The sequence below is a fragment of the Mesorhizobium sp. M1328 genome, from assembly GCF_040318075.1.
Taxonomy (GTDB): Bacteria; Pseudomonadota; Alphaproteobacteria; order Rhizobiales; family Rhizobiaceae; genus Mesorhizobium.
In genome coordinates this window covers 1-26873 of sequence record NZ_JAMYLO010000015.1, presented here as the reverse complement: position 1 = coordinate 26873, position 26873 = coordinate 1, and the positions used below count along the sequence as shown (strand labels likewise).

At 61.3% G+C, this 26873-nt stretch carries 23 protein-coding genes and 3 pseudogenes; 16 read left to right on the top strand and 10 right to left on the bottom strand.

Going from position 1 to position 26873, the window contains the following annotated elements:
- Window positions 1-234 precede the first annotated feature (234 nt).
- Window positions 235-1128 (bottom strand): LysR family transcriptional regulator, encoded by an 894-nt coding sequence (locus NKH23_RS23275; RefSeq protein WP_352910156.1) that lies wholly within the window; start codon window positions 1126-1128, stop codon window positions 235-237.
- Between the two features lie 110 nt (window positions 1129-1238).
- On the opposite strand from NKH23_RS23275, the gene NKH23_RS23270 reads away from it, so the two are divergent.
- The 5 genes from NKH23_RS23270 to NKH23_RS23250 all read left to right on the top strand — a co-directional run bounded on the left by NKH23_RS23270 (window position 1239) and on the right by NKH23_RS23250 (window position 7371).
- Window positions 1239-2402, top strand: a complete 1164-nt coding sequence (locus tag NKH23_RS23270) for an NADH-dependent flavin oxidoreductase (protein ID WP_353035402.1) — start codon at window positions 1239-1241, stop codon at window positions 2400-2402.
- A 33-nt stretch (window positions 2403-2435) separates the two neighbouring features.
- On the top strand, window positions 2436-3269 hold the full coding sequence (locus tag NKH23_RS23265; protein ID WP_353035400.1) for an SDR family oxidoreductase: 834 nt from the start codon (window positions 2436-2438) through the stop codon (window positions 3267-3269).
- 240 nt (window positions 3270-3509) lie between these two features.
- Entirely contained in the window at window positions 3510-4001 is a 492-nt protein-coding gene (locus tag NKH23_RS23260) for a (2Fe-2S)-binding protein (protein ID WP_352910148.1), read from the top strand.
- Complete coding sequence (locus tag NKH23_RS23255; RefSeq protein ID WP_352910145.1) at window positions 3998-4990, top strand: FAD binding domain-containing protein; 993 nt, start codon at window positions 3998-4000, stop codon at window positions 4988-4990. Before NKH23_RS23260 ends, NKH23_RS23255 begins: the two co-directional genes overlap by 4 nt.
- Complete coding sequence (locus NKH23_RS23250; protein ID WP_353035397.1) at window positions 4987-7371, top strand: xanthine dehydrogenase family protein molybdopterin-binding subunit; 2385 nt, start codon at window positions 4987-4989, stop codon at window positions 7369-7371. Before NKH23_RS23255 ends, NKH23_RS23250 begins: the two co-directional genes overlap by 4 nt.
- Window positions 7372-7435: 64 nt before the next feature.
- Here NKH23_RS23250 and NKH23_RS23245 read toward each other — a convergent pair whose 3' ends face one another.
- Complete coding sequence (locus NKH23_RS23245) at window positions 7436-8329, bottom strand: LysR family transcriptional regulator (protein ID WP_352910140.1); 894 nt, start codon at window positions 8327-8329, stop codon at window positions 7436-7438.
- A gap of 128 nt (window positions 8330-8457) precedes the next feature.
- Here NKH23_RS23245 and NKH23_RS23240 point away from each other — a divergent pair, with 128 nt between their 5' ends.
- The 6 genes and pseudogenes from NKH23_RS23240 (at window position 8458) to NKH23_RS23215 (ending at window position 13272) form a co-directional block, all read left to right on the top strand.
- On the top strand, window positions 8458-9648 hold the full coding sequence (locus NKH23_RS23240; RefSeq protein WP_353035395.1) for an MFS transporter: 1191 nt from the start codon (window positions 8458-8460) through the stop codon (window positions 9646-9648).
- Window positions 9645-10115, top strand: a complete 471-nt coding sequence (locus NKH23_RS23235; protein ID WP_352910136.1) for a cyclophilin-like fold protein — start codon at window positions 9645-9647, stop codon at window positions 10113-10115. Before NKH23_RS23240 ends, NKH23_RS23235 begins: the two co-directional genes overlap by 4 nt.
- A gap of 19 nt (window positions 10116-10134) precedes the next feature.
- Entirely contained in the window at window positions 10135-10530 is a 396-nt protein-coding gene (locus tag NKH23_RS23230; RefSeq protein WP_352910134.1) for a (R)-mandelonitrile lyase, read from the top strand.
- Window positions 10531-10555: 25 nt separating this feature from the next.
- Window positions 10556-11571, top strand: a pseudogene (locus NKH23_RS23225) (zinc-dependent alcohol dehydrogenase family protein).
- Between the two features lie 50 nt (window positions 11572-11621).
- Window positions 11622-12050, top strand: a complete 429-nt coding sequence (locus NKH23_RS23220) for a lipocalin-like domain-containing protein (RefSeq protein WP_352910131.1) — start codon at window positions 11622-11624, stop codon at window positions 12048-12050.
- 40 nt (window positions 12051-12090) lie between these two features.
- Window positions 12091-13272, top strand: a complete 1182-nt coding sequence (locus NKH23_RS23215; RefSeq protein ID WP_352910129.1) for an arabinose transporter — start codon at window positions 12091-12093, stop codon at window positions 13270-13272.
- A gap of 619 nt (window positions 13273-13891) precedes the next feature.
- Here the strand turns inward: NKH23_RS23215 and NKH23_RS23210 are convergent.
- A pseudogene (locus tag NKH23_RS23210) lies at window positions 13892-14753 on the bottom strand (class I SAM-dependent methyltransferase).
- Between the two features lie 34 nt (window positions 14754-14787).
- Complete coding sequence (locus tag NKH23_RS23205; protein WP_352910127.1) at window positions 14788-15438, bottom strand: TetR/AcrR family transcriptional regulator; 651 nt, start codon at window positions 15436-15438, stop codon at window positions 14788-14790.
- 288 nt (window positions 15439-15726) lie between these two features.
- On the opposite strand from NKH23_RS23205, the gene NKH23_RS23200 reads away from it, so the two are divergent.
- The 5 genes and pseudogenes from NKH23_RS23200 to NKH23_RS23180 all read left to right on the top strand — a co-directional run bounded on the left by NKH23_RS23200 (window position 15727) and on the right by NKH23_RS23180 (window position 18280).
- Window positions 15727-16620, top strand: coding sequence for an NAD(P)/FAD-dependent oxidoreductase (locus tag NKH23_RS23200; RefSeq protein WP_352910123.1), 894 nt, complete (start codon window positions 15727-15729; stop codon window positions 16618-16620).
- 22 nt (window positions 16621-16642) lie between these two features.
- The gene (locus NKH23_RS23195; RefSeq protein ID WP_353015081.1) at window positions 16643-17116 is read left to right on the top strand and encodes a methyltransferase family protein; all 474 of its coding nucleotides are present in this window, start codon (window positions 16643-16645) and stop codon (window positions 17114-17116) included.
- 67 nt (window positions 17117-17183) lie between these two features.
- Window positions 17184-17795 carry a glutathione S-transferase gene (locus NKH23_RS23190; protein ID WP_352910119.1) on the top strand — a complete coding sequence of 204 codons (612 nt, stop codon included), beginning with the start codon at window positions 17184-17186 and terminating at the stop codon, window positions 17793-17795.
- A pseudogene (locus NKH23_RS23185) lies at window positions 17735-18062 on the top strand (uracil-DNA glycosylase family protein); the annotation flags it as partial. The gene NKH23_RS23190 and the pseudogene NKH23_RS23185, both read left to right, overlap by 61 nt.
- 14 nt (window positions 18063-18076) lie before the next feature.
- Window positions 18077-18280, top strand: coding sequence for a hypothetical protein (locus NKH23_RS23180; protein WP_352910117.1), 204 nt, complete (start codon window positions 18077-18079; stop codon window positions 18278-18280).
- 297 nt (window positions 18281-18577) lie between these two features.
- Here NKH23_RS23180 and NKH23_RS23175 read toward each other — a convergent pair whose 3' ends face one another.
- From NKH23_RS23175 to NKH23_RS23150, 6 genes are all read right to left on the bottom strand, one after another.
- Entirely contained in the window at window positions 18578-19894 is a 1317-nt protein-coding gene (locus tag NKH23_RS23175; protein ID WP_353035390.1) for a tyrosine-type recombinase/integrase, read from the bottom strand.
- A 675-nt stretch (window positions 19895-20569) separates the two neighbouring features.
- Window positions 20570-21697, bottom strand: coding sequence for a UDP-3-O-(3-hydroxymyristoyl)glucosamine N-acyltransferase (lpxD, locus tag NKH23_RS23170; RefSeq protein ID WP_352910113.1), 1128 nt, complete (start codon window positions 21695-21697; stop codon window positions 20570-20572).
- A 133-nt stretch (window positions 21698-21830) separates the two neighbouring features.
- The gene (locus NKH23_RS23165; RefSeq protein ID WP_352910110.1) at window positions 21831-22706 is read right to left on the bottom strand and encodes a DUF3313 domain-containing protein; all 876 of its coding nucleotides are present in this window, start codon (window positions 22704-22706) and stop codon (window positions 21831-21833) included.
- A 47-nt stretch (window positions 22707-22753) separates the two neighbouring features.
- The gene (locus tag NKH23_RS23160; protein WP_352910108.1) at window positions 22754-23926 is read right to left on the bottom strand and encodes a patatin-like phospholipase family protein; all 1173 of its coding nucleotides are present in this window, start codon (window positions 23924-23926) and stop codon (window positions 22754-22756) included.
- A 462-nt stretch (window positions 23927-24388) separates the two neighbouring features.
- Complete coding sequence (locus NKH23_RS23155) at window positions 24389-26014, bottom strand: GMC family oxidoreductase (RefSeq protein WP_352910105.1); 1626 nt, start codon at window positions 26012-26014, stop codon at window positions 24389-24391.
- Between the two features lie 390 nt (window positions 26015-26404).
- The coding region (locus NKH23_RS23150) for a tyrosine-type recombinase/integrase (protein ID WP_353035388.1) at window positions 26405-26873 on the bottom strand (469 nt) is incomplete at its 5' end.

Below are 26873 nucleotides of genomic sequence, written 5' to 3'. Positions count from 1 at the left end.
GGCCAGAAGCGGAATGGCGGCTTAAGGCTCTGAATTCTGGAATCGGACGTTCACCGCGACGCAGCCCGTCAGATAAGTTGAGACTTTTTCTAGGGCGATCTGCCAGGGCGCGCCGGTTCTGCCTGAGCGGGCGGAACCCGATTGTCGACATCTTGCGAGGTCGCGCATATGAGGGAGGATAACTCACACTATGCCAAGTTAGAGCGGCATGTTTGAGTACGTTTCGCCCCCCTGTCACGCCTTGAGACGGAGTGTCTCGACAAGTAGAGCGAAGGCTGCGGTGTGTTGGCGTCGGCTGGGGTAATAAAGGTGATAGCCTGGGAAGGGTTGGCACCAGTCTTCTAGTACCCGGATAAGGCGACCGTCTGCGATGAACGGAGCAACCTGGCTTTCAAACGTGTATGCTAAACCGAGCCCGTCAAGGGCCGCAGCCTCGAGCATTTCACCGTCATTGATAACGAGGGGGCCATTCATCCTGACTTCAAGTTCCTCCCCGTCTTTCTCGAACTCCCAGGCAAAGAGCCCGCCGCCGGTCTTCTGACGGTAGCTGATGCCTTTGTGTTCCCCAAGTTCGCGCGGTGTCTTTGGAACGGTTCGGTTTGCAAAATATGACGGTGATCCGACTACCGCCATGCGCAGGTCCGGGCCGATCCTTATTGCCACCATGTCCTTCTGGATCTGCTCGCCGATCCGGATACCGGCGTCGAATTTGCTTGCAACGATGTCAACCAGCCCCTCGTCCAGGCTCAATTCCACTTCGATATCCGGATACTCCAGAAGGAGTTTGGCAAGGACGGGCCACAGTACTGATTTGGCAGCATACCGGAATGTCGTCAGGCGAATGAGGCCGGTGGGCTTGTCGCGCAGGGCGGTGACGGCGGCGATCTCGCTTTCGATGTGGTCGAAGGCCGGTCGTAGGCTTCGCAGCAAGCGCTCTCCAGCTACCGTCACGGACAGGCTGCGTGTGGTGCGTGAGATCAGCCGGACTCCCAGGCGCTGCTCCAGCGTCCTGACAGCGTAACTGAGCGCCGACTGCGATAGCCCGAGCTTTGCTGCGGCGCGTGTGAAGCTGCCTGCCTCTGCTACGGCGATGAAGACTGCAAGCTCGCTGAAATCTCCGCGCCTCATTTATCAATGCCATTTCTAACTTCATGCAAATTATAGCGGCTAATCGTATCGAGTCCCATGCCTTATTTCGCCTTAGAGACAACGAAACGCGTGTCGAAAGGGAAACGCCTGTGGACACCAAACGACAGATATTCCAGCCGTTCCAATTTCCGAACGGCTTGAGCCTCGACAACAGGATTGTCATGGCGCCGATGACCACATGGTCGGCCAACGACGACGGAACAGTCTCTGATGCGGAGATCACCTACTACCGCCGTCGGGCGACTGGTGTCGGACTTGTGCTCACAGGCTGCACCCATGTGTTGCCCGACGGCATCGGCTTTACAGGCGAATTCGCCTCCTACGACGGCCGTTTCATCCCAAGCCTCTCTCGGCTGGCGTCAGCGGCCAAAAGCGGCGGGGCCTTGGCCGTTCTGCAAATCTTCCACGCCGGGAACAAGGCCGTGCCGGCGCTTATTCCCGGCGGCGAGGTCGTCAGCGCCAGTGCGCTCGAAGTTCCGCCCGGCCCCTTCAATCCGGGCGGCGTGAAGACACGTGCACTGATGAATGACGAAATCCTGGCGATCATTACCGCCTATGGCGAGGCGACACGACGGGCCATTGAGGCAGGCTTCGATGGCATCGAACTGCATGGTGCTCACGGATTTCTGATCCAGAACTTCTTCTCGCCTCTCTACAATCAGCGTGGCGATGAATGGGGCGGTACCCTCGAAAATCGGATGCGTTTCCCAATTGCCGTTGTGCGTGAAGTAAAGCGAGTGATCGCGGCGCATGCGGACCGCCCCTTCCTCTTGGGCTACCGGGTGTCACCCGAGGAAGCCGAGTCAGGTGGCTTGCGTATCGCCGACACGTACGAGCTGATTGAATGTCTTATCGACGAAGGTGTGGACTACCTCCACGCATCGCTGACGAGCGTTCTCGAGGCAAAGCCTATAGAGGCACCCGGGGGCGACACTATCGCTGACCTGATCACGCGTCGAGCCGGCGGGCGGGTTCCGGTCGTTGCCGCGGGCCAGATCAGGACGCCCTCTCAGGCCGAACTCGCCCTGCACACAGGCCTCACGCTCGTCGCGGTTGGGCAGGGACTTGTGATGAATCCGGAGTGGGTCGATCTGGCGAAGAGCGGCCGCGAGGATCTGATCGAGACCGAAATCCGGCCGTCAAGCGTTCTGGGCATCGATATTCCAGCGAAACTATGGGGTGTAATTCAGTCCGCCACCGGGTGGTTCAAGATTACCGCCGAGACAGACATGCCAAAAGGCAACGCGGCATAAATTGAAAAGACACTGGCTAGGAAGGATACGGCTATGAGTAGAGTATGGATGATTACCGGCGCAGGGCGAGGCATGGGCCTCGACTTTGCCAAGGCGGTCTTGGCCATCGGCGATAAGGTCGTTGCGACCGGTCGTAACCCGGATCGGGTCGCCAAGGCGATCGGGCAGTCGGACAATCTTTTAGTCGTCACGTTGGACGTGACCAAGCCGGAGGACGCCGACGCTGCCGTGAAGGCAACCCTCGACCGCTTCGGTCGCCTCAACGTGCTCGTCAACAATGCTGCGGGCTTCTATGCGGGCTATTTCGAGGACCTGACCCCAGCCCATATCGAGCTTCAGCTCGCGTCCACCTTGACCGGGGCCATGAATGTCACCCGTGCAGTCCTGCCGGTGATGCGCGCACAGGGTTCTGGCAAGGTCATTGCAATCTCATCGACGGCAGGTCTGGTGGGCTTCGAGTTCTGTTCTGCGTACGCTGCGGCAAAATTCGGCGTGGATGGCTGGATCGAGTCGCTGCAAGCCGAGGTGGCGCCGTTCGGCATTGAAACGATGATCGTGAACCCTGGGTTTTTCCGCACAGAGCTACTGACGGACGAGTCCACTCAATATGCTCCGTCTTCCGTTAGCGACTACAGTGAACGTCGCGCCCAGCAGATAAAGGGCTGGAAAGCCGCGAACGGTCAGCAAGTCGGCGACCCGGCCAAACTCGCGCAGGCGTTGATCACTCTGGTCGACAAGCCGGAGCTGCCCCGCCGGTTCATCGCTGGCGCCGATGCTCTTGGCATGGTCAGGCAGAAACTCGCTCTGCTGCAGCAGCAGGTCGACGCCCATGAGGAGCTATCCAGCTCACTGGCCTTCGACAGCTGAAGGTTCGCATTCAGCACCACCACTGTCGCAGGTGTATTCATGAGTGCCATTGATAGGCTCATGCGAATTTTGAGGGCTAATTCGAATGTCGCGTCCGTGCTCTCCTGAGGGTTGCTTAGGCAACCGGCCGACGACAGGGCCTTCGGAATAGACTTCCTTTCCGACTGATGCCGCAGGCTTCGTCGGTCCGGTCGACTTCGCGAGAAGTCCCAATCCCCGCCCGCCACTCGAGGAGACGACATGTCAGAGCCCCGACAGCTAGCCTTGGACATCAACAGCCGCCGCCACCAGTTCAATCTTGATGCACGCGTGACCCTGCTGGACGCACTACGCGAGCATGCCAACCTGCCCGGCACGAAGAAAGGCTGCGATCACGGCCAGTGCGGTGCCTGCACAGTTCACGTCGAAGGTGAGCGCGTTCTGAGCTGTCTCACCTTGGCGGCCCAGGTCGAGGGCCGTCAGATCACAACGATCGAGGGCCTGCAGACAGCCGACGGTGTGATGCACGCGGTTCAAACTGCCTTTATCGAGCACGACGCTTTCCAGTGCGGTTATTGCACCCCAGGCCAGATCATGTCGGCTGTTGCCTGTATTCGCGAAGGCCACGCCGGTACGGACGAGGACATCCGCGAATACATGAGCGGCAATATCTGCAGGTGCGGCGCTTACCCCCATATCGTCGCCGCGGTGCGCGATGCTGCCAGCCGCCTCAAGAAGGAGGCAGCACTTTGAGAACGTTCGAGTATCTCCGCGCCGAAGACGCCGCAACGGCGGTTGCTGAGGCTGCCAAGCCCGAGACCCTTTTTCTCGCGGGCGGCACCACGCTCCTTGACCTCATGAAGCTGAATGTCGAGCGCCCTGCCCGCGTGGTGGACATCACCCGCCTTTCCGGGCTCGACACGATCGAGGTGTCTGCGGATGTCATTCGTATCCGCGCCCTTGCCAAGATGAGCAAGGTCGCGGCCCACGCAGACATCAAGGAAGCGGCACCGGTTCTCTCCGAAAGCCTGTGGCGCGCTGCCTCGGCACAGCTGCGCAACATGGCGTCCATCGGCGGCAACCTGATGCAGCGAACCCGCTGCACGTACTTCCGCGACCCCGGCGCCTATTCGAACTGCAACAAGCGCAGTCCCGGCTCCGGATGTGCAGCGCTCGAGGGTGTCAACCGCAACCACGCGGTGCTTGGCACGAGTGACGTGTGCATAGCGATCTATCCGGGAGATTTTGCAGTTTCCCTGGTGGCATTCGACGCCACGGTCATCGTCCGGGGAGCTTCCGAACGCAAAATTCCCGTCGACGAATTCTTCCTGCTCCCGGGCGATACCCCCCATCTCGAGCACCAGTTGGCGCCAGGCGAGATGATCGTCGGGATCGAGATCCCGCGTTCGGCCGCGTTGAAGCGCTCCCATTATCTCAAGGTCCGCGATCGCGCGTCTTATGAGTTCGCGGCAGCCAGTGCTGCCGTTGGTATCGAGATGGAAGCGGACGGCAAGACGATCCGCGATGTGCGCATTGCAGTTGGCGGCGTTGCCACCAAGCCATGGCGCCTTCGTGCGGTCGAGGATGCGCTCAAGGGAAAGACACTCGACGAGGCAACGCTCCGCACTGCTGCTGCAGCTGCCGTCGATGGCGCAAAGTCGAGGGGACACAATGCGTTCAAAATCGAGCTGGCACCGAAGGTCGTGGCACGCGCCCTGATGACGGTAGGAGATATCGCATGACACATGGCAACGAGTTCGAACTCAACCGGCGTACCGTCATGAAACTCGGAGCAGGCGCAGCCGCTGTGGCCACCGCTGGGGTTGGCTTGTCAGGCGAAACAGCTTTTGCAAGCGATCCCACTAAATCCAAGGGCTCTGTGCTCGGTGCGCGTCTGTCGCGCGCCGAAGGCCCGTTGAAAGTCACCGGGCAGGCCCGCTATGCGATCGAGCAGAAGCTGGAGAACTTGGCTTATGGCGTTTCCGTCCAATCGACACGGCCGGCAGGGCGTATCATCAATATCGACACTTCGGCCGCCAAGGCTCTGCCGGGCGTCTTGGACGTCTATACCGCGCAGAATTCCCTGAAGCTCAACAAGCCGACCGTCTACAGCAAGGGCGGCGGAGCCACCGAGGAATTTACCCCAATTCAGGACGATGTGGTCCGCTTCAACGGCATGCATATCGCGCTCGTGGTCGCTGAAACCTTTGAACAGGCAACGGAAGCGGCAAGCCTTCTCAAGGTGGAATATGAGGACGGCGACCCTATTCTCGACATCAACGATCCCAAGGCAAAAGCCCAGCTCATCGATCCCATGGGTGCTGCCTGGGGCGATGCCGCGACAGCCCTGGCCAATTCCGAGGTCAAGGTAGACGTCACCTACACGACATCACGCGAATACAATGTGCCGATAGAGCCGCATGCCTGCATCGCTTCCTGGGAGAACGGGAAAATCACCGTCTGGGAGCCCAGCCAGTGGGTTGGCGGGGCTCGAAGCGTCGTGTCGGAATGGCTCGGCATCGACATCGAAAATGTGCGGGTGATCTCGCCTTACGTCGGCGGTGGGTTCGGGTCTAAGATCGGGGCACATCCACATGTGGGGCTGGCTTGCGCGGCCTCACGGAGGCTCAGCAGGCCCGTCAAGGTTTCTCTCACTAGACCGCAGACCTTCACCGGCCTTGGCGGCCGACCGGCAACCCGGCAGACCCTGTCGATCGGCGCCTCGAAGGACGGAAAGATAAGCTCGATTGTCCATGAGAGCTGGAACGAGACAGCGATCGACGAAGTCCATATCGAGGCTTGCAACAATGTGACGAAAATCATGTATGCGACGCCGAACTTCTCGTCACGTCTCAACGTCGTGCCGGTCAATACGGTTCAGCCTGGCTGGAAACGGGGCCCCGGCGAAAACCCCAGTGCTTATGCTCTTGAAAGCGCGATCGACGAACTGGCGTACGCGCTCAACATTGATCCGATCACGCTGCGCCTTGCCAACTGGGCAGACGTCGATCCCAGCAACAACTTGCCGTGGACCACGCGGCAATTGCGCGAAGCCTATGCCGCTGGCGCAGATGCCATCGGGTGGTGGAAACGCAACCCCGTTCCGCGCTCAATGCGCGAAGGCCGCGAGTTGATCGGTTATGGAATGGCCGCAGGGTCATACCCCATGATCCGAACTGCGAGCGAAGCCAAGATCGTACTCCATGCCAGTGGACAGATCGAGGTCCTCAGCGCGGGCACGGACATGGGAACCGGGACCTATACTATTCTCGCCCAGACCGCGGCCGACGCTCTGGGCGTTCCTGTCGAGACCGTCGCGGTGCGGCTGGGCGACACCATCCCCCCCAGATCGGCGCTCGTTGGCGGCTCCCAGCAGGCCAACAACCTGGCGGGAGCGGTGGACAAGGCGGCCAAGAATGCACGGGATGCCTTGCTGGCGCTTGCCGCATCCGATCCGAAGTCGCCGCTGGCAGCCTCGAAGGCGACTGACCTCACGTTCGAAAACGGCTCGGTACGGCCGACCCGTCGACCGACCGGCGGCATCAGCATAGCGGAACTGTTGAAGGCAGTGGGCACAGACAAACTGGAAATCGAGGGCAACACCTTTGCTCCAGGCGCCACCGAAGAGACGAAGAATGGGGCCGACCGCAGTTTCGCCCAGTTGAAGGGCGCGGTGGAAGGAGGCGTCTCGGCCCATAGCTGGTGTGCGCATTTCGTGGAAGTTCGCATCGATGAGGATTTTGGCACGATCCGTGTCAAGCGCATGGTCTCGGCATTCGACAGCGGCAGGATCTTCAATCCGAAGCTTGCCGAAAGCCAGTGGATCAGCGGTATGGTGATGGGTCTCGGGCAAGCTCTCCTGGAAGAGGGTTACGTCGACCAGCGGGACGGACGCACCATCAACGCGAATTTTGCCGACTATGCCGTCCCGGTCAACGCCGATGTGCCCGACATCCAAGTGATTTCGGTTGGTATTCCGGACATGCAGGCAACTGCTCTGGGGGGCAAAGGAGTCGGCGAGATCGGTGTCGTAGGGGTCGCCCCAGCGATCGGGAATGCCGTCTTCCACGCGACCGGCAAACGCATTCGAAGCCTTCCAATCACGCTGGAAAAGCTCGCTTGATGCGCCTCTGGTGACCCTTGCTGCGCGAATAGGCGAGCATTCAAAGAGTACGCTTCTAAAGGGGTCAGATACGATGGCGGAGCGCCTCCACGATCACCGCCATCGCAGGCGAGAGCTGTCGCCTGCTCGGGTAGTAGAGGTGATAGCCCGCAAATGGCGGACTCCAGTCGTCAAGCACGAGCCTAAGGCATCCCTTGGCGATGTGGTGGCTGACGAGGTTTTCCGGGACATAGGCGATCCCGAAACCGCTTATCGCAGCCTCGATCATGGGAATGGACGAATTGAAGGTGAGTTGGCCTTCCACCCGCACACGAAGGTCGCGGCCATCCCTGGCGAATTCCCAGACATATAATCCGCCGAACGTTGCCTGCCGCATATTAATGCAGTCATGATCGACCAGATCCTGGGGTGCGGTCGGAACCGGATGGCGGGAAAAGTACTCCGGCGAAGCCACGGCCACGAGCCTCCAATCCGGCCCGATCCGCACTGCAATCATATCCCTGTCGATGCTCTCACCAAGCCGCACGCCGGCATCGAAGCGCTCCTCCACAATGTTCTTCAAGCCGTTGTCGCTGTAGAGCTCGACGCGCACGTCAGGATAGTCGCTGAGCACGGGCTGCAGCTTCGGCCAGACGGTCGTCTGGAGCGCATGGTCGGACAGCGTGATGCGGACCGTTCCGGAGGGCTTGTCGCGAAAGGCCACCAGGCTTGCAAGGTCGGCTTCGATTTCCTCGAAGCGGGGAACAAGAGATTGGAAAAGCCGCTCGCCGGCCTCGGTCGGAGCGACGCTCCGCGTCGTACGTGTCAGCAGGCGGACGCCAAGACGAGCTTCAAGCTCCTTGATTGTCGAGCTCAGGGTCGACTGCGAGGTACCGAGCTTGGCCGCCGCCTTGGTGAAGCTGCGCTCCCGCGCGACCGCCACGAACCAGAGCAGATCCTTCATGCCATCGCGCTGCATAGGGCCTCCCGTCTGGCATTTATATCACAAGCAGATAAGTCCATGCGAATTACTCAGTCTAATAGAATGGGCATGGCGACGGGGATGGGCGGCTGATCCGCCCCAGTCGCCTTGCAAGGATGCCAATCATGGAAACGACTTACGACACAAGGCTTGTCGAAGACCGCGCCGCATGGGGCGCGGTCTTGTCGATGGCGCTGTGTGTTTTCGTGCTCATCGCGTCTGAATTCATGCCGGTCAGCCTGCTGTCGCCGCTCGCGGCCGATCTTGGCATCACCGAGGGCCGCGCGGGCCAGGCGATCTCGATTTCGGGCGTTTTCGCCGTCGTGACCAGCCTGCTGGTCGCCGGCCTCACGCGCCACATCGACCGCCGACTGGTCGTGACCGGCTTCACCCTCCTCCTCATCGTGTCCGGTTTGGCTGTCACCTTCGCGCCGAACTACGCGTTCCTCATGGTCGGCCGGGCGCTGCTCGGCATCGCGATCGGCGGGTTCTGGTCGATGTCGACCGCGATCGTCATGCGCCTCGTGCCGCAAGACATGGTTCCGAAGGGTCTCGCCATGCTGAACGCTGGCAATGCCATTGCGGCCACCATCGCCGCGCCGCTGGGCAGTTTTCTTGGCGCCTATGTCGGCTGGCGCGGCGCTTTTTTCCTCGTCGTGCCGTTTGGGCTTCTGGCGCTGGCCTGGCAGTGGACAAGCCTGCCGGCGCTGTCCCCGCGCCGGAGGAAGCGTCCAGGGAATCCGCTGGCGCTGCTCGGCCGTCTTCCTGTCGCCACCGGCATGGCGTCGATCATGATGCTGTTCATGGGTCAGTTCGCGCTCTTCACCTATCTGCGGCCCTTTCTCGAGCGCGTCACTCAGCTCGACATCGCTGCCCTCTCAGCGATCCTGCTGGCGATGGGGCTGGCGGGAGTGCTCGGCACATGGTGCGTCGGCCGGCTTTTGCGCACGCGCCTGTTCAGCATCCTCATCGTCATCCCGCTGGTCATGGCTGCGCTGGCCGCTGCGCTCATCGCCCTCGGTGCCTTGCCGGTTCCCACGGCGCTGCTGCTCGTTGCCTGGGGCTTCTTCGGCACGGCCGCGCCCGTTGGCTGGGGCACGTGGCTCAGCCGCACGTTGCCGGACGACGCAGAGGCCGGCGGCGGGTTGCAGGTAGCCGTCATCCAGCTCGCCATTACAGGCGGTGCCGCGATCGGCGGCACGCTCTTCGATACGGTCGGCTGGTGGGGAGCGTTCACTTTAGGCGCGGTGCTGCTCTGCGGATCGGCGCTCGCCGCCCTGGCCGCATCGCATATGACCCGGAGGTCTTTGCCATGACCATCGAGCGTGCGCAGCTCAGCCGCCGGACATTGCTCGGCGCCGCGCTCGCGGTGGCGGCTCTGGCTCGCGCAGCCGCCAGCCAAGAAGGCGAGGTCCCCGTCAGCCAGGAGCCCACCGACATGAAGATCAGGATGGTTTTCAACGGCCGCACCATGACCGCCACGCTCTACGACAATCCGTCGGCGCGCGACTTCTTCTCCATGCTGCCGCTCGATCTCGAGATCGAGGACTACGCGCATAACGAGAAGATCGCCTATCTGCCGCGCAAGCTGACTGAAGAGGGAAGCGGTCCGTTCGCCAACGAGCAGCCCTATGACCTGTGCTATTTCATGCCCTGGGGCAACCTGGCCATGTTCTACGCCGACTATCGCCATCCCGGGCTGATCAGGCTCGGCCGCTTCGATGAGGGCGAGCAGGCCCTGCACCTTCGCGGCGAGTTCCCGCTTCGCATCGAACGCATTTGAGGACACAAAGGAGATCACCATGGACATTCTTCGCGCAGGCACAAGGCCTTCCGCCAAGGGGCCGGCTGACTGGTTCACCGGAACGGTGCGGATCGATCCGCTCTTCAATCCCTTCGATGCCGGGCGGGTCCAAGGCGCACAGGTGACCTTCGAGCCCGGCGCCCGCACCGCCTGGCACACGCATCCGCTCGGCCAGACGCTGATCGTCGTCTCCGGCCTTGGTCGCGTGCAGCGCGAGGGTGGCCCGGTCGAGGAAATCCGTCCGGGCGACGTCGTCTGGTTCGCGCCCGGCGAAAAGCACTGGCACGGCGCGTCGCCTCAGACCGCCATGACCCACATCGCCCTTCAGGAGGTCAAAGACGGCAAGGTCGTGGACTGGCTGGAACATGCCAGCGACGCCGACTACGGCGCTTGATCTTCTCCACTCGAAAGGAACCAAAATGCTCGCAACCCTTCTTTACAAACCGGGCGACATCCGCTGCGAGGAAATCGCCGATCCGAAAATCATGCGGCCAACGGACGCCATCATCAAGCTCTCGACAAGCTGCATCTGCGGCTCGGATCTGTGGCCCTATCGCGGGCTGCAGCCGGTCGACGGCCCTATGCATATGGCCACGAATATTGTGGCATCGTCGTCGAGGTCGGCGCAGAGGTGCGCACGGTCCGTCCCGGCCAGTTCGTCGTCGGCTCGTTCTGCCTGTCCGACAATACCTGCCCGCATTGCCGCTTTGGCTTCCAGTCGTCCTGTGTGCAGCGCGAGTTCATGTCGGGCGCGCAGGCGCCTTACGCCCGCGTGCCCTTGGCGGATGGCACACTGGTCGCCACCGCCGAGGTGCCGCCGGCCGAACTCATCCCTGACCTGCTGGCTGTGTCCGATGTGCTCGGCACCGGCTGGTATGCGGCCGACGCAGCCGAGGTCCGAGAAGGATCGGCGGTGGTTGTGGTGGGCGACGGTGCGGTCGGCCTGATGGGCGTGCTTGCGGCCAAGGAGATGGGCGCCGAGCGCATCATCGCCATGAGCCGGCACGCCAGCCGCCAGAAACTCGCTCGCGAGTTCGGCGCCACCGACATCGTCGCCGAGCGCGGCGAGGAAGGTGTGGCCCGGATCAAAGAGCTCACCAAGGACGTCGGCGCGGACTCGGTGCTGGAATGCGTCGGCACGGCGGAATCCTTCGACCAGGCGCTGGCCTGCTCTCGCCCCGGCGGCACCATCGGCTATGTCGGCGTGCCGCATGGCGTGAGCTTCGATGGCCAGAACCTCTTCTTCGGCCAGAAGCGCATGCTCGGCGGCCCGGCGCCGGTGCGCCGCTTCCTGCCCGACCTTATGGACCGTGTGCTCAACGGCAGGATCAAGCCCGGCAAAGTCTTCGACCTCAAGCTGCCGTTGGCCGAGGTCGCTGAAGGCTACCGCGCCATGGACGAGCGGCGCGCCATCAAGGTCATGCTTTCGGTTTGAGCGAAGATTGGGCGGACGGGCACCCACAAATCAGAAAAGGAACAACGCATATGACGATGAGATTGAAGATAGCCGCCCTTGCGCTTTCGGTCGCCACGCCGGCTTTCTCGCAAGAGTCCCCGATCGTCGGTGCGTGGCGTATGACGTCGCTCGAGGTCAGCGCAGGCGGAAATCTCAAGCCCGTACCGTATTCCGGTCAGGTCATTTTCACCGAGGCCGGCACCCTCACGGTGCAGGCCCAGAACCCCGACGCCAAGGCGCCGGACACGCCTTACACAAAGAATGGCTACGAAGCCTATTACGGGCCGGTCGCCATCAACGACCAGGACAAGACCTTCGTCATCACGATCGAGTCCTCCCTGGTCCGCAACCTTGTCGGGAAGAGCATGAAACGCAAATTCGAAGTCTCGGACAACAAACTGGTCCTCACGCCGGACAATCCGGCCGAAGGCTGGCGCGTGACCTACGCACGTTACTGATCGGAACAGCTCGGCTGTCAAAGTGTTATCGGTGGCGGCAATGGCGCGGACTTCAGAGCGAAATGGCGTGATGGCGGAACTGGTGCCAATCATGGCGGCTGTCTTCGCCGGCTTCCTACTGATCGGCTTGGCGCTACCCGTCCTGCCGCTGCATCTTCACCAGCAGCTCGGCTTCGGCCCTTTCGCGGTCGGGCTGGTGACGGGCAGCCAGTTCGTCGCCTCGATGCTGTCGCGCATTGGAGCCGGAAATTATGCCGATGGGCGCGGCGGCAAGCGGGCCGTCATCGTCGGCCTCATTGCCGCTGCCCTGGCGGGGTTCATTTACCTAGGCTCGCTGGCATTGCTCGACCGGCCGGTAGCGTCCGCATCGGCGCTCTTCGCCGGTCGGGCCGTACTGGGCGCGTCCGAGAGCTTCATCATCACCGGCGGCGTCGCCTGGGGCCTCTCCCTCGCGGGCGGACAGAACTCCGGAAAGGTCATAGCCTGGGTGGGCACGGCGATGTTCGCGGCGCTCGCGCTAGGCGCGCCGATTGGATCTGCGCTTCACGCGGCGAGCGGCTTCGCCGCGATCGCAGTCGCGACGGTCGGCCTGCCGCTTGCGACGCTGCTTGCCATCCTGCCTATGCGTGGCACCAGTCTCGCCGCGAGCGCCGCGCGACACTCATGGACGGGCGTGGCGCAAGCGGTCTGGCTTCCCGGAGTGGGAGCAGCTTTTAGCAGCCTCGGCTATGGTGCGATTCTGGGTTTCGGCGCCCTGCTCTTTGCCGAACGCGGTTGGCAGCCGGTCTGGCTTCCCTTCACCGCCTATGCCGCGTCGCTGATCGTGGCAAGGCTGTGCTTCGGTCACCTGCCTGACAGGTTGGGGGGTGCGCGCGTCGCCGCGATCTTCGTGGCGGTCGAGGCTGTCGGGCTCATGCTGATCTGGCTTGCGCCCGGGCCCGTTCTCGCCGCCATCGGAGCGGGCCTGACTGGCCTTGGCTACTCGCTGGTCTATCCAGGCCTCGGTGCCGAGGCCGTAAGCCGTCTTCCGCCACGCAGCCGCGGCCTGGCCATGGGACTCTACACAGTCTTCCTCGACGTGGCGCTCGGCTTCGGCAGTCCGGCGCTCGGCTTGGTGGCTGCGTCGGCCGGGCTGCAATTCGTCTTCCTGGCCGTCGCGACGGCGACGCTTCCGGCGTTGGGCATCGCTCTGCTGCTGAGTCGCCGCAACGCTCCACTATAGAGCCGGATAGTCTGGGCTCGAGATGTCGCGCAACCACGATCGCTCCCGCTTCGGGCGACGTCTGCTTCCGAGCAATGGCAAGATCGACTTCTACGGCCGACATTGGGCGCGAAGCTGTCGTTCGCGTCGTGGAAAACGTTCGTCGGCTTCGGGTCAGACTTTCCCGTTCTCCACCGGTCTTTGCAGCACCAAGACAGGTCCATCACGCCCAACACCGTAGAAAATACTGCAAGTCTTCTGAGTGGGGGGAAAGGCGGTAGCGCTCTCCCGCTACCAAAAATCGAATAAGTTATTGAAATAGTTAGAAATTTCCGCATATTTGGTAGCGCCTTCGGAAAAATTTCACAAATAATTTCAATGCTGCATGGTTGGCGCTCCGAACAGGATGCTCCCATCCGCTGCCGACCAGACATTCGGATTGGCCGTTCGAGGGGGCGGTCAATATCGTTCCAGAGGTAATCGCCGATGAGCGCGATATAAACCAATGGCATCGGTGCGACCTGGGACAAAAGCCCGCCGCCCTATCTCCTCTGCGTTCCGGCCGCAAGCAGTGCGGGTCTATCGCGTCACGGCCGACGCCGAGCCATCGAGACGGGGCGTCTACCCCTGTTAGTCCCTGTCAGCTTGCCGGATTGCGCGCGGTGACGATCCACGCCGCGCCGTCGATCATCACCGACCGCTCACCGGGGCAGCCCGCGAAGGCGGCACGAATCGCTGCCGAGGCGCTGGCGCGGATGTCGTCGGGCTGATCAGCGAGAGCGCGCGACAGCGGGCCGACCTCGAGTGTCATCTTCACCGCGTCGTCGAGCGCCGCGTCCCGCGTCTCCCCCTTGCCGAACGGGATGGAGGCATCGAAGGGCGCGATAGCGACATCGGTGAAGCCAGCCACCGTTAGAATACGCGCCACCCGCCCCTGGTCGCCAAACGAGAACGGGCCGGGCGCTTCGGGACCGGGCGGCGTCATCGGCGGAAGGATGCCCTTCATCGCGCCCATCGGCAAGCGCACCCAATCGTTCTAACATGCCGCGCCAGCAGACGAAAGCGACCCGCGCCCCCGGCTTGAGCGCACGGCGCATATGAGTGAAGGCCGCCGTAGGATCGTCAAAGAACATCACTCCGAAGCGCGAGAACAGGATGTCGAACGCGCCCTGGGGCAATTCGGTGCTGCTGGCGTCGGCCACCTGGAACACGGCCGGCGTATCCTGTGGCGCTAGCGCGCGCGCTCTGCTGATTAGCGCTTCGGATATGTCCACGCCCAGCACATGGCCCCCCGCGCCGACGCGGGCGGCCAGATCCAGACTAGTCGCTCCCGCGCCGCAGCCGACGTCCAGCACGCGTTCGCCCGTGGCGGGCGCGGCGGCTTCGATCGCGGCCCGGCCGAACACCGCCATCATGGCATCGAGCCGGGCCTGGTAAGCGACCCAGCGCTCCCCGCTTTGGCCATTCCAGTCGGCTACCTGATAAACATTTTTCTCTGCCATGCCATATCCTTGTTCTGATCCGTTCTTAACTAGGCTATCGGCCCGCGTGGTCGTTGCCACCGTGCGCGGCGATGAACATGGCGACGGCGGACCGGCAATAGGAATCGATTTCGTTGTCGTCCGCTGCTCTCGCCTCATCGAAGCGTGCGATAATCAGGAGATCGGATCCTTTGAAAAGCGCGGCAAACAAGCGGGCGGACCGGAGAGAATCGGGCACGTTCAGAACCGCCTTTGCGTGCAACTGACGCAACAGGGCCTCGATCTGGGCGATGACATGGGAGGGGCCGGCTTCGTAATGGAGCTTGCTTAACGACTTTGGATTCGTCTGGTCGGCCATTACCATGGCTTCGACACTGCGGACGTCTGATCTCAACAGCGTGCGAAGCAGGGATGATCCCACCGCCATGAGCTGATCTTCGACCGAACCGTCGAGGCCTTCAAGAAGGGCCTGTGGTGCAAACAACTGATGGCAGCCGGACGCGATGGCCGCGCTGAACAGCGCCTCCTTGTTCTCGAAGTGCCGATAGATGCTGAGCTTGGATATCTTCGCCCGCTGGGCGACCTTGTCCAATGTCGTCGCTTGAAAACCCAATTCCACAAAGAGTTCGGACGCAGCGTCGAGTATCGTTTGGCCAAGCGCCTCGTTGGCGGGCCGGCCGCGCCGGCCCTTGCTATTTTCGGTCACGGCAATTCCAGTACTTGACAGTATCCTAATCCTTGCATTACGATACCACGCAGTTTCAGAAATATGCAAGCCAAAGATTGGATTTTACCCTGTCCTCCAAATCAAGTTTCCCGAGGCCGCCCGGAGATATCGAATGCGGCATCGTCCGGCCGGTCAACACAGTGATGGGCGACTGTCTCGGCGATGCCGGAGCCCTGCTCGCTGCCCGTCTCGAGCGCGTATCGCTGGACGCTATTTCGCGACACGCCCAGCCCACACCCCTCCAACCGCAACACGGAGCCCATCACTATGGATGACGTCATCATCATCGGCGGCAGCTTTGCCGGTCTCGCCGCCGCCCTGCAGCTCGGCCGTGCCCGCCGCAAGGTCACCGTTCTCGATACCGGTCTGCCGCGCAACCGCTTCGCCGGCCACTCGCATGGCCTGCTCGGCCACGATCACAAGCCACCGCTGGACATCCTGGCCGAAGCGCGGCAGCAGCTGGCGCGCTATCCCACGATCAGGCTAGCCAGTGCCCGGGCCGACAGCGTCTCCGGCGCCATCGACGATTTCTCCGTCCTCACTGCCTATGGTGAAAGCCTTAGGGCGCGCCGCCTGATCCTGAGCTATGGCGTCGCCGACCAGATGCCTGATGTTCCGGGCTTTGCCGAAGGCTGGGGCACGTCCATCGTACCCTGCCCCTATTGCGATGGCTTTGAAGTCGCCGGCCAGCATTGGGGCCTCGTCTGGTCCGGCCCACAGTCGCACAATTATGTCAGGCTGTACCACGACTGGACCGACACGTTGACGGTCTTCGCCGATGGTCACGACATTGCACCCGATATCCGGGCCGATTTGGCGCGCCGCAACATACCTGTCGTCGATGGCCGGATCACCGGGATCGCCCGTCACGGGGGGCATAACGCCACCGTCAAGCTCGATACCGCCCCCGATGTCGCAGTCGATATCTTATTCGCGCATCCGCGCAACAAGCCGTCCGCAAGCCTGCATGAATCACTGGGCCTCGCCACGGTCAATACGCCCCTCGGCATCGCCCTCAAGGCCGACGAGCGCCGCGAAACCAGCATACCCGGCATGTACGCCGCCGGCGATCTTGCAAACCCAGCCATGGCTTCGGTCACCACGGCAATATCGCAGGGCGCGACGGCGGGTATCTCCGCCCAGCAGTCGATGCTGGTTTGAGAGCACAGACTGGAGGATGAGCATGACCGTCGAACCGGACAGCGCGGGTGTGCGCTTCCCTCCGCCTTTCGTCTATCTGGGAGCGCTGCTGTTGGGGCTGGCGGCGGAGCGATTCGTCACCCTGCGCTCTTTCGGCATCGACTGGTGGTTGCTGGTCGCGACGGGCGCGCTGCTGTTCGTTGCCGGCGCGGCGATGATGCTTGCGGCGGCGGGGCTGTTCCGGCGGCTGGGCACCAACGTTCCGCCGTCGCAGCCAACGACGCTCATCGCAACGACCGGTCCTTATCGGTGGACCCGCAATCCGATGTATCTCGGAATGGCGCTTATCTATGCCGGCCTTGCGACCGGCTTTGACGGGCCGATCGCCTTCGCCTTGCTCCCGTTGGTGCTGATTGCGATCCAGACGCAGGTGATCGCCCGCGAGGAGCGCTATCTCGAAGCGAAGTTCGGCGACGACTACCGCCGCTACAAGGCCGAGGTTCGCCGATGGCTCTGACCATTCCGCCGCTGCCGCCTGCGGGGCCCGAAACCAGCATTGGCTGGGAAGAAAAAGGAAGTATCGAATGAAACTCTACGACAGCGACCGAGCGCCCAATCCGCGGCGGGTTCGCGTTTTCCTTGCTGAGAAGGGGATCGCGGTTCCTTTGGTGTCGGTCGACATGGGCGCGCTTGAGCACAAGAGCCAGACGGTCAGCTCACGCAATCCGTTGCAACACCTGCCAGTGCTGGAGCTTGACAACGGCACCATCATCACCGAATCCGTCGCCATCTGCCGCTATTTCGAGGAGTTGCACCCCGAGCCCGCCCTGTTCGGGCGTGGCGCGCTCGGCAAGGCGCAGGTCGAGATGTGGCAGAGGCGGATGGAGTTCAACCTGCTCAGTTCCGTCGCGCAGGCCTTTCGCCATATCCATCCGGCCATGAAGGAATTGGAAATCCCGCAGATCCCCGAATGGGGCGAGGCCAACAAACCGAAGGCGGTCGCATTCCTGAAAATCCTCGACGACGAGCTGGCGTGCCGGGAATTCGTCGCCGGCGACAGCTATTCGATTGCCGATATCACCGGTCTGATCGCGGTCGACTTCATGAATCCGGCGCGCATCAAGGTGCCGGATGAATACACCAATGTGTTGCGCTGGCATCAGGCGGTCTCCAGCCGGCCGAGTGCCGCCGCTTGAGCGTGGAACTGGACAGTTTTGCAGCGACGGTTCGGGCCTGCCGCATCTGCGTCGAAAATCCCGTCGGCAAACCGCTGCCGCATGAGCCGCGCCGGTGCTGCGGCCATCATCCAGCGCCCGCATCCTGATCGCCAGCCAAGCGCCGGGATCCACCTGTCGGGCATGCCTTTCACCGATGCCTCGGGCGACCGCCTGCGCAGCCGACTTGAGGTGACCGGCGACGAATTCTACGACATTGAGAAATTCGTCATCGTGCCGATGGGCTTCAGGCAGTCTCGGATTTGGCGAAAATCGCGACCGACGTGGACATGATGTTCGACGTCAACGTCTATGGCCGGCTTCGCGTCGCGAAGGCGTTCGCACCGATCCTGCCGACGCCTACTCCGCTGCAGGGGCGCGGGGGCAGCGGCAAGTCCCAGGACGAGGCCAAGCGACGCAAGGGCGACAACTTTCGATCGAAACATGGGTGCACTCCAATCTTGTGAATGGACCCTCAATTGCTCGTGACGCGCTGATCAGTCATCGCATCAATTCCTACGACGCTAGCCGATATTAGGCGCGAAGCTGCCGTTCGCGCCACGAAAAACCTTCGTCGGCTTCGGTCAGACTTTCGCGTTCCATACCGTTCTTGCAGCACCAAGACAGCTCCGTCACGCCCAACTTCGCAGAAAATACCGCAAGTCTTTTGAGTGGGGAGAAAGGCGGTAGCGCTCTACGGACTCGAACCCCCAATACTCCGCAAATTGTTTGGCGCAGGACTCGACTTCCATTGCTCGAAACCGCTAATCCTTGCCACTCATCAGACCAGAAAGCAGGCGCCTGCTTGGAAGTACGGGCCAGCCAGTAGTGCGACGCACCGGTCCGTTCTCTCGCGAACGTCCAGCTTCGAGCATCCGACGTGAGATGGTCTCCTGCTGCTGGCGCAGGTGATCGTTCAGCAGCTTGTTGCGTGTGATGTAGCCTGCGTTAACCCCCGGGATCGAGTGGTTCATCAGAAGATGGACGTCCAACTCCGCAACGCCCGCGGCTTGGGCGATCGTGCGGAAAGTCTGACGCAGGTCATTCCCCCATTTCGACAGATCGCTGCGTTTCTCTTTGTGCTCGATGATGTGACCGCTTTCGCTGTCGGCCGGGAAGAGCCAGTCACGCGATTGCTCGGCGTAGAGAGCCCTACCGATGCGCATCACTCTCACCAGGCAGCGGATCATGGCTCGCGAAAGCGGTATGTCGAATGCCTTGACCTCACCACCCTTCGGCCTGGGTATGTGCAGGACACGCGCGCGAAAATCGACATGGTCGATCCGCGCCTTCCTGATCGCTTCAGGGCGATGGCCTGAGAGCAACATGAACAGATGTAGCTCCCGCCGAACAGGGTTCTTCAAAGTCGCGAGCTGGGTGAACCATTCCTCCAGATCCGAAAGCCCGAGCGCGGTGTTGCGCCGATGTTCGGCATTCCAGTCGATGGCCGAGACCGGGTTGTCCGCCGGCAGCGTGCGGGCGACCTTGCGAGCGTGGTTGTAAACAGCGCGTAACGTTCGCATGCAGCCGTTGGCTATATAGGCGCCGTTTCTCTTGGTGAGTTTCTCGTGCCGCACAGTCACGAGGGAAGGATCGTTACCCAACTTGGAAAGCGGCTCGTCAAGCCAATCGGCCAAGAGCCGCTCGATGTGATCCCGATAGTTATTGATCGTCCCATTGCTGCGGCCTTTGTTCTTCATATGCCCGTCGCGATAGCGCTCCCAGGCAGTGCGCAGCGTGGGGTTCGTAATCGACGGCAGATCGACCGCTACAGCTTCGCCGTCCCGCTTGCGCGTCGACGCGCGAGGATCAATGCCGTTGGCAATCTTCCCGAGAATGTCCTTGGCCTTCGCCCGCGCCGCACGCGTTGTGAGTTCTCCAACTTCGGCAACCTTCATCCGGACGGACAGACGCTTGCCCGCCTTCATTCGATCACCCTGGACGACGAACGTTTTTTTCCGTTTGCCCACGAGCACCAAGAAGCCCTGCAGCTCGGTGTCGCGAGCAAAATATTGGCCCGAAGACGCCTGCTGGAGGCGTGCGACGGCGCGGTCTGTAAGGGCGATTCGAAGGTCTGCCATGAAATTAGTACGAGATTAGTACGGACACTGCGTGATGTTCGATCTGTTGGTCTGTCTACGCCATCACAGCCGCGCAGTACGAAAAATACAACAACTTGAGCATGTTAGAACACGAAAACGTACAACGACCTGTATTGGGAAACAATGGGAAAGACTGTCTGAAAAATTCCTAATCTGTAGGTCACAGGTTCGATTCCTGTCGGGATCACCATTCAGTCACTGTAGACATAGCTTATGTAGGCTGGCTCGAAATTCGGTCGACTTATCCGAGAGTTAGCGCAGCCTTCTCCGGACAGTCTGGCTGAGCCGCGCAACCCGTCTCTGTATCCGCCGAGTTTTCAAGGCAAAAAAGATTGCGCATCGACCTCGAAGGAGATGGCTGGATGCTCGTACGCCCCCGACCCAGCGCCGGGTTTCGTCCCACTCCAGACAGGCTTGGGACGCTGCTGTCGTTAGCGACTGCATGCGGTTTCTTTGAAAGTGTTGGTTCTGGACATATGACGGTACCCTGATCACAGCCGCAGCGGCGCTGCATTTGTGCCCTGTCATGTGCGGAGCCATCGTGGGCGACCGACATGAGACGTACTCGACCATAGAAGTCGCAGAACATCATTTATGGAGCCGTATTCGAAACGCGCCCGGCCAACACCGCGGAACACTGGATTATATCTGAGCTCACAGCTTCGACAGCCAGGCCGCGAATGAGATGGCTACAGAGTCAGCCCCGGTGCGATGCTTCGCCAATTTCTTGAGGGTTGCTTGTTCGCGGAACCATTCTCGCAGTGGTCTGGCGGGCATTCCGCCCCAGCGTTCGCCTGCCGGCACGTCTCTCATGAACCGCGAGGCCGCGGCAAGTTGAGCGCCCTGGCCGATGTGCAGATGGCCAGCAATCGCACTATGGCCGCCCACCGCTACGTAGTCCTCCAGCACGGTCGAGCCCGCGATCCCGACCTGGGCAGTGATCACGCAATGACGCCCGATCCGTACGTTGTGCGCAATCTGGACGAGATTATCGATCTTTGTTCCGTCTCCAATGACAGTATTGCCCGCACTACCGCGATCGACCGTGCTGTTGGCTCCGATCTCGACGTCGTTTCCGATCGTGACGCGGCCGAGTTGCGGGACTTTTACATGCCCTGAACCGCTCATCGCGAAGCCGAAACCATCCTGGCCTATACGCGCGCCCGCATAGACGATCGACCGATCACCTAAGCTGCAATGGGCTATTGAGACGCTAGGGCCGATGGAGCAGTCCCAGCCGATCACCACGTCTGGACCCAGCACCACATGGGCGCCTATTGTGGTGCCGGCTCCGATGAACACCCGATCTCCTATGACAACACCAGGATCGAGCACGACGCCGGCGCCGATCTGCGCCGATGGATGCACAAAACATCCCTCGGTGACATCAGGGCTGCCCAAAAGCGGCGGGGTTCGCAATGCCTCGGGGTGTAGCCGGGCAAGCACCTTGGCATAAACAAGGCGGGGATCCCGAACGGTGATGGGAACGGTGCCAGGCGGCACCAGATGGGCGAAGCGCTCCGTGACAAAGCAAGCGCCGGCCTTGGTGGTGCGCAAGGCGTTCGTGTAGCGTGCATGATCAATGTACGCGATATGCCACGACCGTGCCGTCTCAAGGCTCGCCCCGCTCTGCAGAAGCATGTCTGGGTTGGCAGCTGCGGGTAGCAGCACTCCCGCCTCTTTGGCGAGTTCGGCTAAAGCTAATCCGCTCGGCTGAAAGATCGGCGGCACGATCAGGCTCGGTTCATGACAGGACTGGTTTTGGTTTGATTTGATTTGCATTCATCAAAGCGTCGGTCGGCCTGTCGGGGGGCAGGGGAGTGCAGGCCGACCGACTTACCGCGGGTCCGCATACGGACGCGCAGTCCATTAATCCGGATGTCCGGCGATGGAGTTGGTCGATACAAATTCTGCTCTAGCTTTGCGGACGAGCTGGCTTGTCCGTCCAGGACGGCGGCAAACCGAGTTGCCCGCCTGCGAAATCCTTCAGGCCTGGCGACCGACCGAACCTTTCGCAAGCCTGATATTTGGGTTTGCCGCCGAGCCCGGATTTCAGCTTCTGATAAGACGGAAGCTTCGGGAAGCCAAACTTGAATGGTGTTTTGCCCGTGACAAGCATCTTGGAAAAGTCGCTTCCGAAACTCTCCGCCAGAGAGTAGGCGTCGCCAATCTGTGACATCCGCGCGCCTGTTGTCACGAAATTCGCGCCCTTCGACCACACCATCGCAGCCGCCTGTTTTCCATCCTTCGTGGTCGCCTCGGCCTCGACGGCAAGCCCGCCCAGTCCCAGCGGAATCCTCGGGACAGGGACGGAGGAGGACGCGAACGAAGCCCCAATCGACGCCGCGGTCGACAGGCCGGCGACTGTGGCGTTCGTTGGCACGATGCGGGTGACCGTCGCATGAACAACCAGATCGGCGCTTTCTCTGTCTCCCGTGACTACGAAACGATCGCTGACGCCAACGCAAAGCGCGCGGCTAACTACGGTTGCCACTAAGGCCTGATCGGCGGGTTTTATGGAGGATTGCGCTGCGGTTGGCGAAACCAGCGTAGGCTCAATGTACACTGTTTTGCTGACGTCGAGATCCTCGGGGACAGCCTTGTACTCTGCCTTCCTTATTCGCCCGTCGACCTTGGTGAGACCGTCATAGGAGGCCAGCGAGTTGTCCGGCTGGAGTGGCACCGAGGTGCAGCCGGCAACTGCCGATACAAGCAGCGACGGCAGAATCGCGGCGCCGATCGATCTATGCTGCAGCCGACCGGCAGCCTGGTTTGTATGGAAATTTGGCACTTCGTTCTCCTGTTGGGCTTGGGGAATGGAGGGAGGCAGGCGCGTGGCTACTGCGTCTGTTTCGCTGGCTGAGCGGCAGCAACCTTGTCGGTGAACACGGGCCTGTCTTGCCACAGGCTGCCACCAGCCATTTTTGTGTATCCGAGGTTGTAAACGGCGCGCATGTAGTCGGTGTTGAACGGATCGGTCATGCTGTAGGGGAGCTGCTTGTCGATCGAAGCCACGCGAAATCGAATGCCGTTCTTTTGGGCGTAGACGTAAGTGGCCAGCAGCGCACTGCGGGTCTGTGACTTGACAAGGGTGGAATTCGCCCTGGCCATGACAGAAAACGTATTGTTCGTTGTCGTGGTAAATTCTGGCATGAGCGCATTGTTGATGATGATGTACATGTTGAACTTGAGGTTCTTAGGCAGGACGCTTTTGTCCGAATTGGCTATCCACCCCTCCGGGATCGTCAGGATCTGGGTCGCCGAACCGCCGTCGGAGTGCATTTCTTCAAACGCCTCCCCTCCAGCTTCGGCCCGGATGAGGACGGCCGGATAAATGCCGGGGATACTTGCCGAGGCGATGAGTATGTCCTGGAAGAGTTTCAGCGAACCGCGCCGCCCGCTGGCGGCGATGGCGCCCATGTTCCAGATCACCGCTCTTTGGGAATCGAGGTTGGAGGTCAAAACAAGCAGTCGTCGCCCCTTGCGGTGCTCAGTTGCGATCTTTTCCAGTACGTCTTGCGTTACATAGCGCTCGACCATTTTGCGAAGCGGCTCCTGTTTCAGGAGACTTGCTCCGAACAGGCCTTTCGGTAGGAAATCCGCATCGACTAACTCCTTGGCGACACCGCTTGTATAGAGTTCCACGAGGGGCTGGTCGTAGGCAGAGCCTAGGAAGGCATAGGGCGCAATTAGCGCGCCCGTGCTGACACCGCTGACCATGTCGAATTCCGGCCGCTGTCCATTGTCCGACCAAGCCTTGAGCGCCCCGACGCTGAATGCGCCTGCGCCACCGCCGCTCGACAGGACGAGGTAGTTGATTTCCTTGTGTCTCGGGATGGGCAGCCAGGTTTGCGCGTCGCGCAGTTTCCGGGCCGAATCTGCATAAATACGAATGTCGCTGAACCCTTGGATGCTGGCTAGCGTCGCAGCCTTCGGCCCGTAAACAATGCGATCGGGCGCCAAACAGCCCGCAAGGAAGGCCAGCAGGACGATGGCCACCAGTCGATACATGTCTACCGCCTTGTCCCGGGCCATCGCCGGAAGGAACCATCAAGGTCGCCACCGGCGGTCGGCATACCCGCGACCGCTGTTCGCAATCGCGTCTGGCGGCATTAATCCCGATTTGTCGTTGCCGTGGGTTTTGGATTGTTAAGAGTTGTTTCGCCCTGCAATCCTCGCCGGCAAACGCTCTTGCGCTTAGGAAGCCGCGCCGCGGAGTCGAAGGTCGCGACCGTCAATGGTTTGACTTTTTGAAGGAACGGGCTTGGCGACGATCGTCGCACAATGTGCCAATGCCGGGCTAGTACCGCATCTTGCGGTCGGCGGTGCTATGCGGATGGTTGCCCGACCGACCTTAGCATCGAACTGAGCTGGTCCTGATGGCGGACGTTTCGTGCGCTGCCGGTTTGGCCCTTGTTCGTTTGGTTGACTGTAAAGCGCGCGCCCTCTCCCACGGGCCGTCCCCGACGACGCTTACGCCGACACCCGGATCAGATCGGCAGAGATTTTCTCCGCCAACATGATCGTGGGCGCGTAAAGATTCGCCGTGGGGATCGTGGGGAAGATGGATGCGTCCACCACCCTCAGATTGTCGAACCCGTGCACTTTTCCGGACGAGTCCACAACACTCCCCTCTCCACTCCCCATACGCAACGTGCAGGAGGAATGGTAGCTGGATTTCGCGACCCGTTTTGCCCAGGACAGCAACGTCTTATCGGTGCGACAGGCGACCTGTTCCCCGACCTCGCCCTTGAGCTTGGTCACCATGCTGGGCTGGTTCATCAAGTCACGCAATTGCCTGAGTGCGACAACCGCGAGCTTCCGGTCATGCTCTGTTCGTAGGTAGTTGAACCGAAAGGCCGGGGGAGCAAAAGGATCGGCGCTACTCAGCCAAACAAGACCCGTACTTGTAGGCCGCTGAAGGCTGACAACACACTGAAACCCTGGGGCAATGCTGATTTCACCGGCGCCGAAGCTCGATCGCGCCGCAAGACATTCTATCTGCATATCGGGCCGGCTCACCGTCTGATCGGACGATAGCATCGCTCCTACCTCGAAAAGACCAGAGGTCAGCGGGCCGCGCCGAGATAATAACCATTCCAGACCCGGCGTAAGTCCTCCACCAAAGCGCAGGGTTTGAGCGTCCGACTCGCGGGAATCCTTGACTTCATATTCAACACAGAAACAGATGTGGTCGCTCAATCCCTGACCAACTGCCGGCAAGTGAGAGACGACCGGTATGCCTAGCTGTCGCAAATGGTCCGCATGTCCGACACCCGACAGCATGAGCAGTTGCGGCGAGACTAATGCTCCTGCGCAGCAAATGGCTTCTTGATGGACCGGGATCGTGATGCGGGTGCGGTTTTTGACTACCTCGACCGCAACACAACAATGGCCCTGGAAAATGATGCGAACTACGCGCGCGTCGAGCAAGACATCCAGATTTGGCCGGACCGGCCGATTGTGGAGATAGGCGAAGGACGCACTCATTCGGCGCCCGTTGCCGATGTTGTGTTGGATGCGGTGAACGCCGCTTTGATGAGCCGCGTTGTGGTCGTGATTCACGCCGTGACCTGCCTCAACGCCCGCGGCAAGAAAGGCCTGGAACAGAGGATTGTCGGCTTTGGAACGCTCAACCTGAATCGGGCCTTGGCTCCCCCTGAACCGATCGTCGCCACCCTCGAAAGCCTCAGACATTTTCAAGAACGGCAGAACCTCATCGTAACTCCAACCCTGAACGCCATAGCTTGCCCAACTGTCGTAGTCTTCCCTGTTGCCGCGCGTCCAGTTCATCCGGCCGATAGACGAAGAGCCTCCCAACACCTTGCCGCAGGGTTGATAGACGCCGACGTCCTGGCCCCTCCTCATCTCAGGCATACCGAAATATTTCCAGTTATACCGATCGCTTATCAACGGAAGACCTATGGCCGCAGGCATGCTTCCATCGATCGACAGGTCGGACCCGCCCGCCTCAATGAGAACGACCGTTCGGGCAGAATCCTCCGCCAATCGGCTGGCCACCACACTACCGGCCGAACCAGAGCCGATGACCACGTAGTCGTATCCTCCTTTCCTGGGGGACCGCACGACTTGGATCATCTGGGTTCCCTCGATCCATGGTTAAACGGCCTGGCAACCCTGCCCAACGGGGAAGGCCACCATCGCGTCGACGGTGCGCCTGAGCTGCTGCAGGATCAGGTTGTCTTCAGAGCGGCCAGCCGCTGACGTCCGCAGTTTGATGTGGGCTAGGTCGGCGGTGGATGGCTGACGACAAGCTCATCGTTCACTCCCGATCGCGTCCGATCTTCTGGCGATCCGGTAAACCTGCGCAGGCGGCGCGTTTGCGAAAACCCATTCCATAAACGTCGCCTCAAAACGGTTATGTGGCGCGCCACATAACCGTTCTTATGCGTCGGGCGAGATTATGTGGCGGAGCCTTCCTGGTGCCAGCCTAGGCCCGCCGGTCCGGATTTTTCCGCCACATAATATTTAGATGCTGTTCAGCAGTTGCAGAACGGAGTCATTTGGTCGGAAACGCACGCCGTGAGCGCCGGTGACGCCCGCCTTCTCGAGTCCATTGCGCATCATCTCGACATCCGCTGCGGCATAGCGGTGGGTCGTGGCGACCTGTGCGTGCCCGAGCCAGGCTTGGATCGTCAAAAGGTCCACGCCGGACTGGAGAAGCTTCATGGCGAGGGAGTGCCGGAAGATGTGCGGCGATATGGGCTTGTCGGCCAAGGCCGGCCTGGTAGGCACGGCCTCTGTGGCCGCACGCCGCACGATATGGATCGCTCCGAAACGAGTCAGGCGTTCGTTGCGGGCGCCGACGAATATCGCTCGCGGCTCGTGATGGGTGATCCCGCGCTCGCTCAACAAGGATGTCAGCGCCCGCGCCAGGTCCTTAGCAATGGGGACGACGCGGTCTCTGCGCCCTTTGCCGCGCAGCAGCACTTGTGGG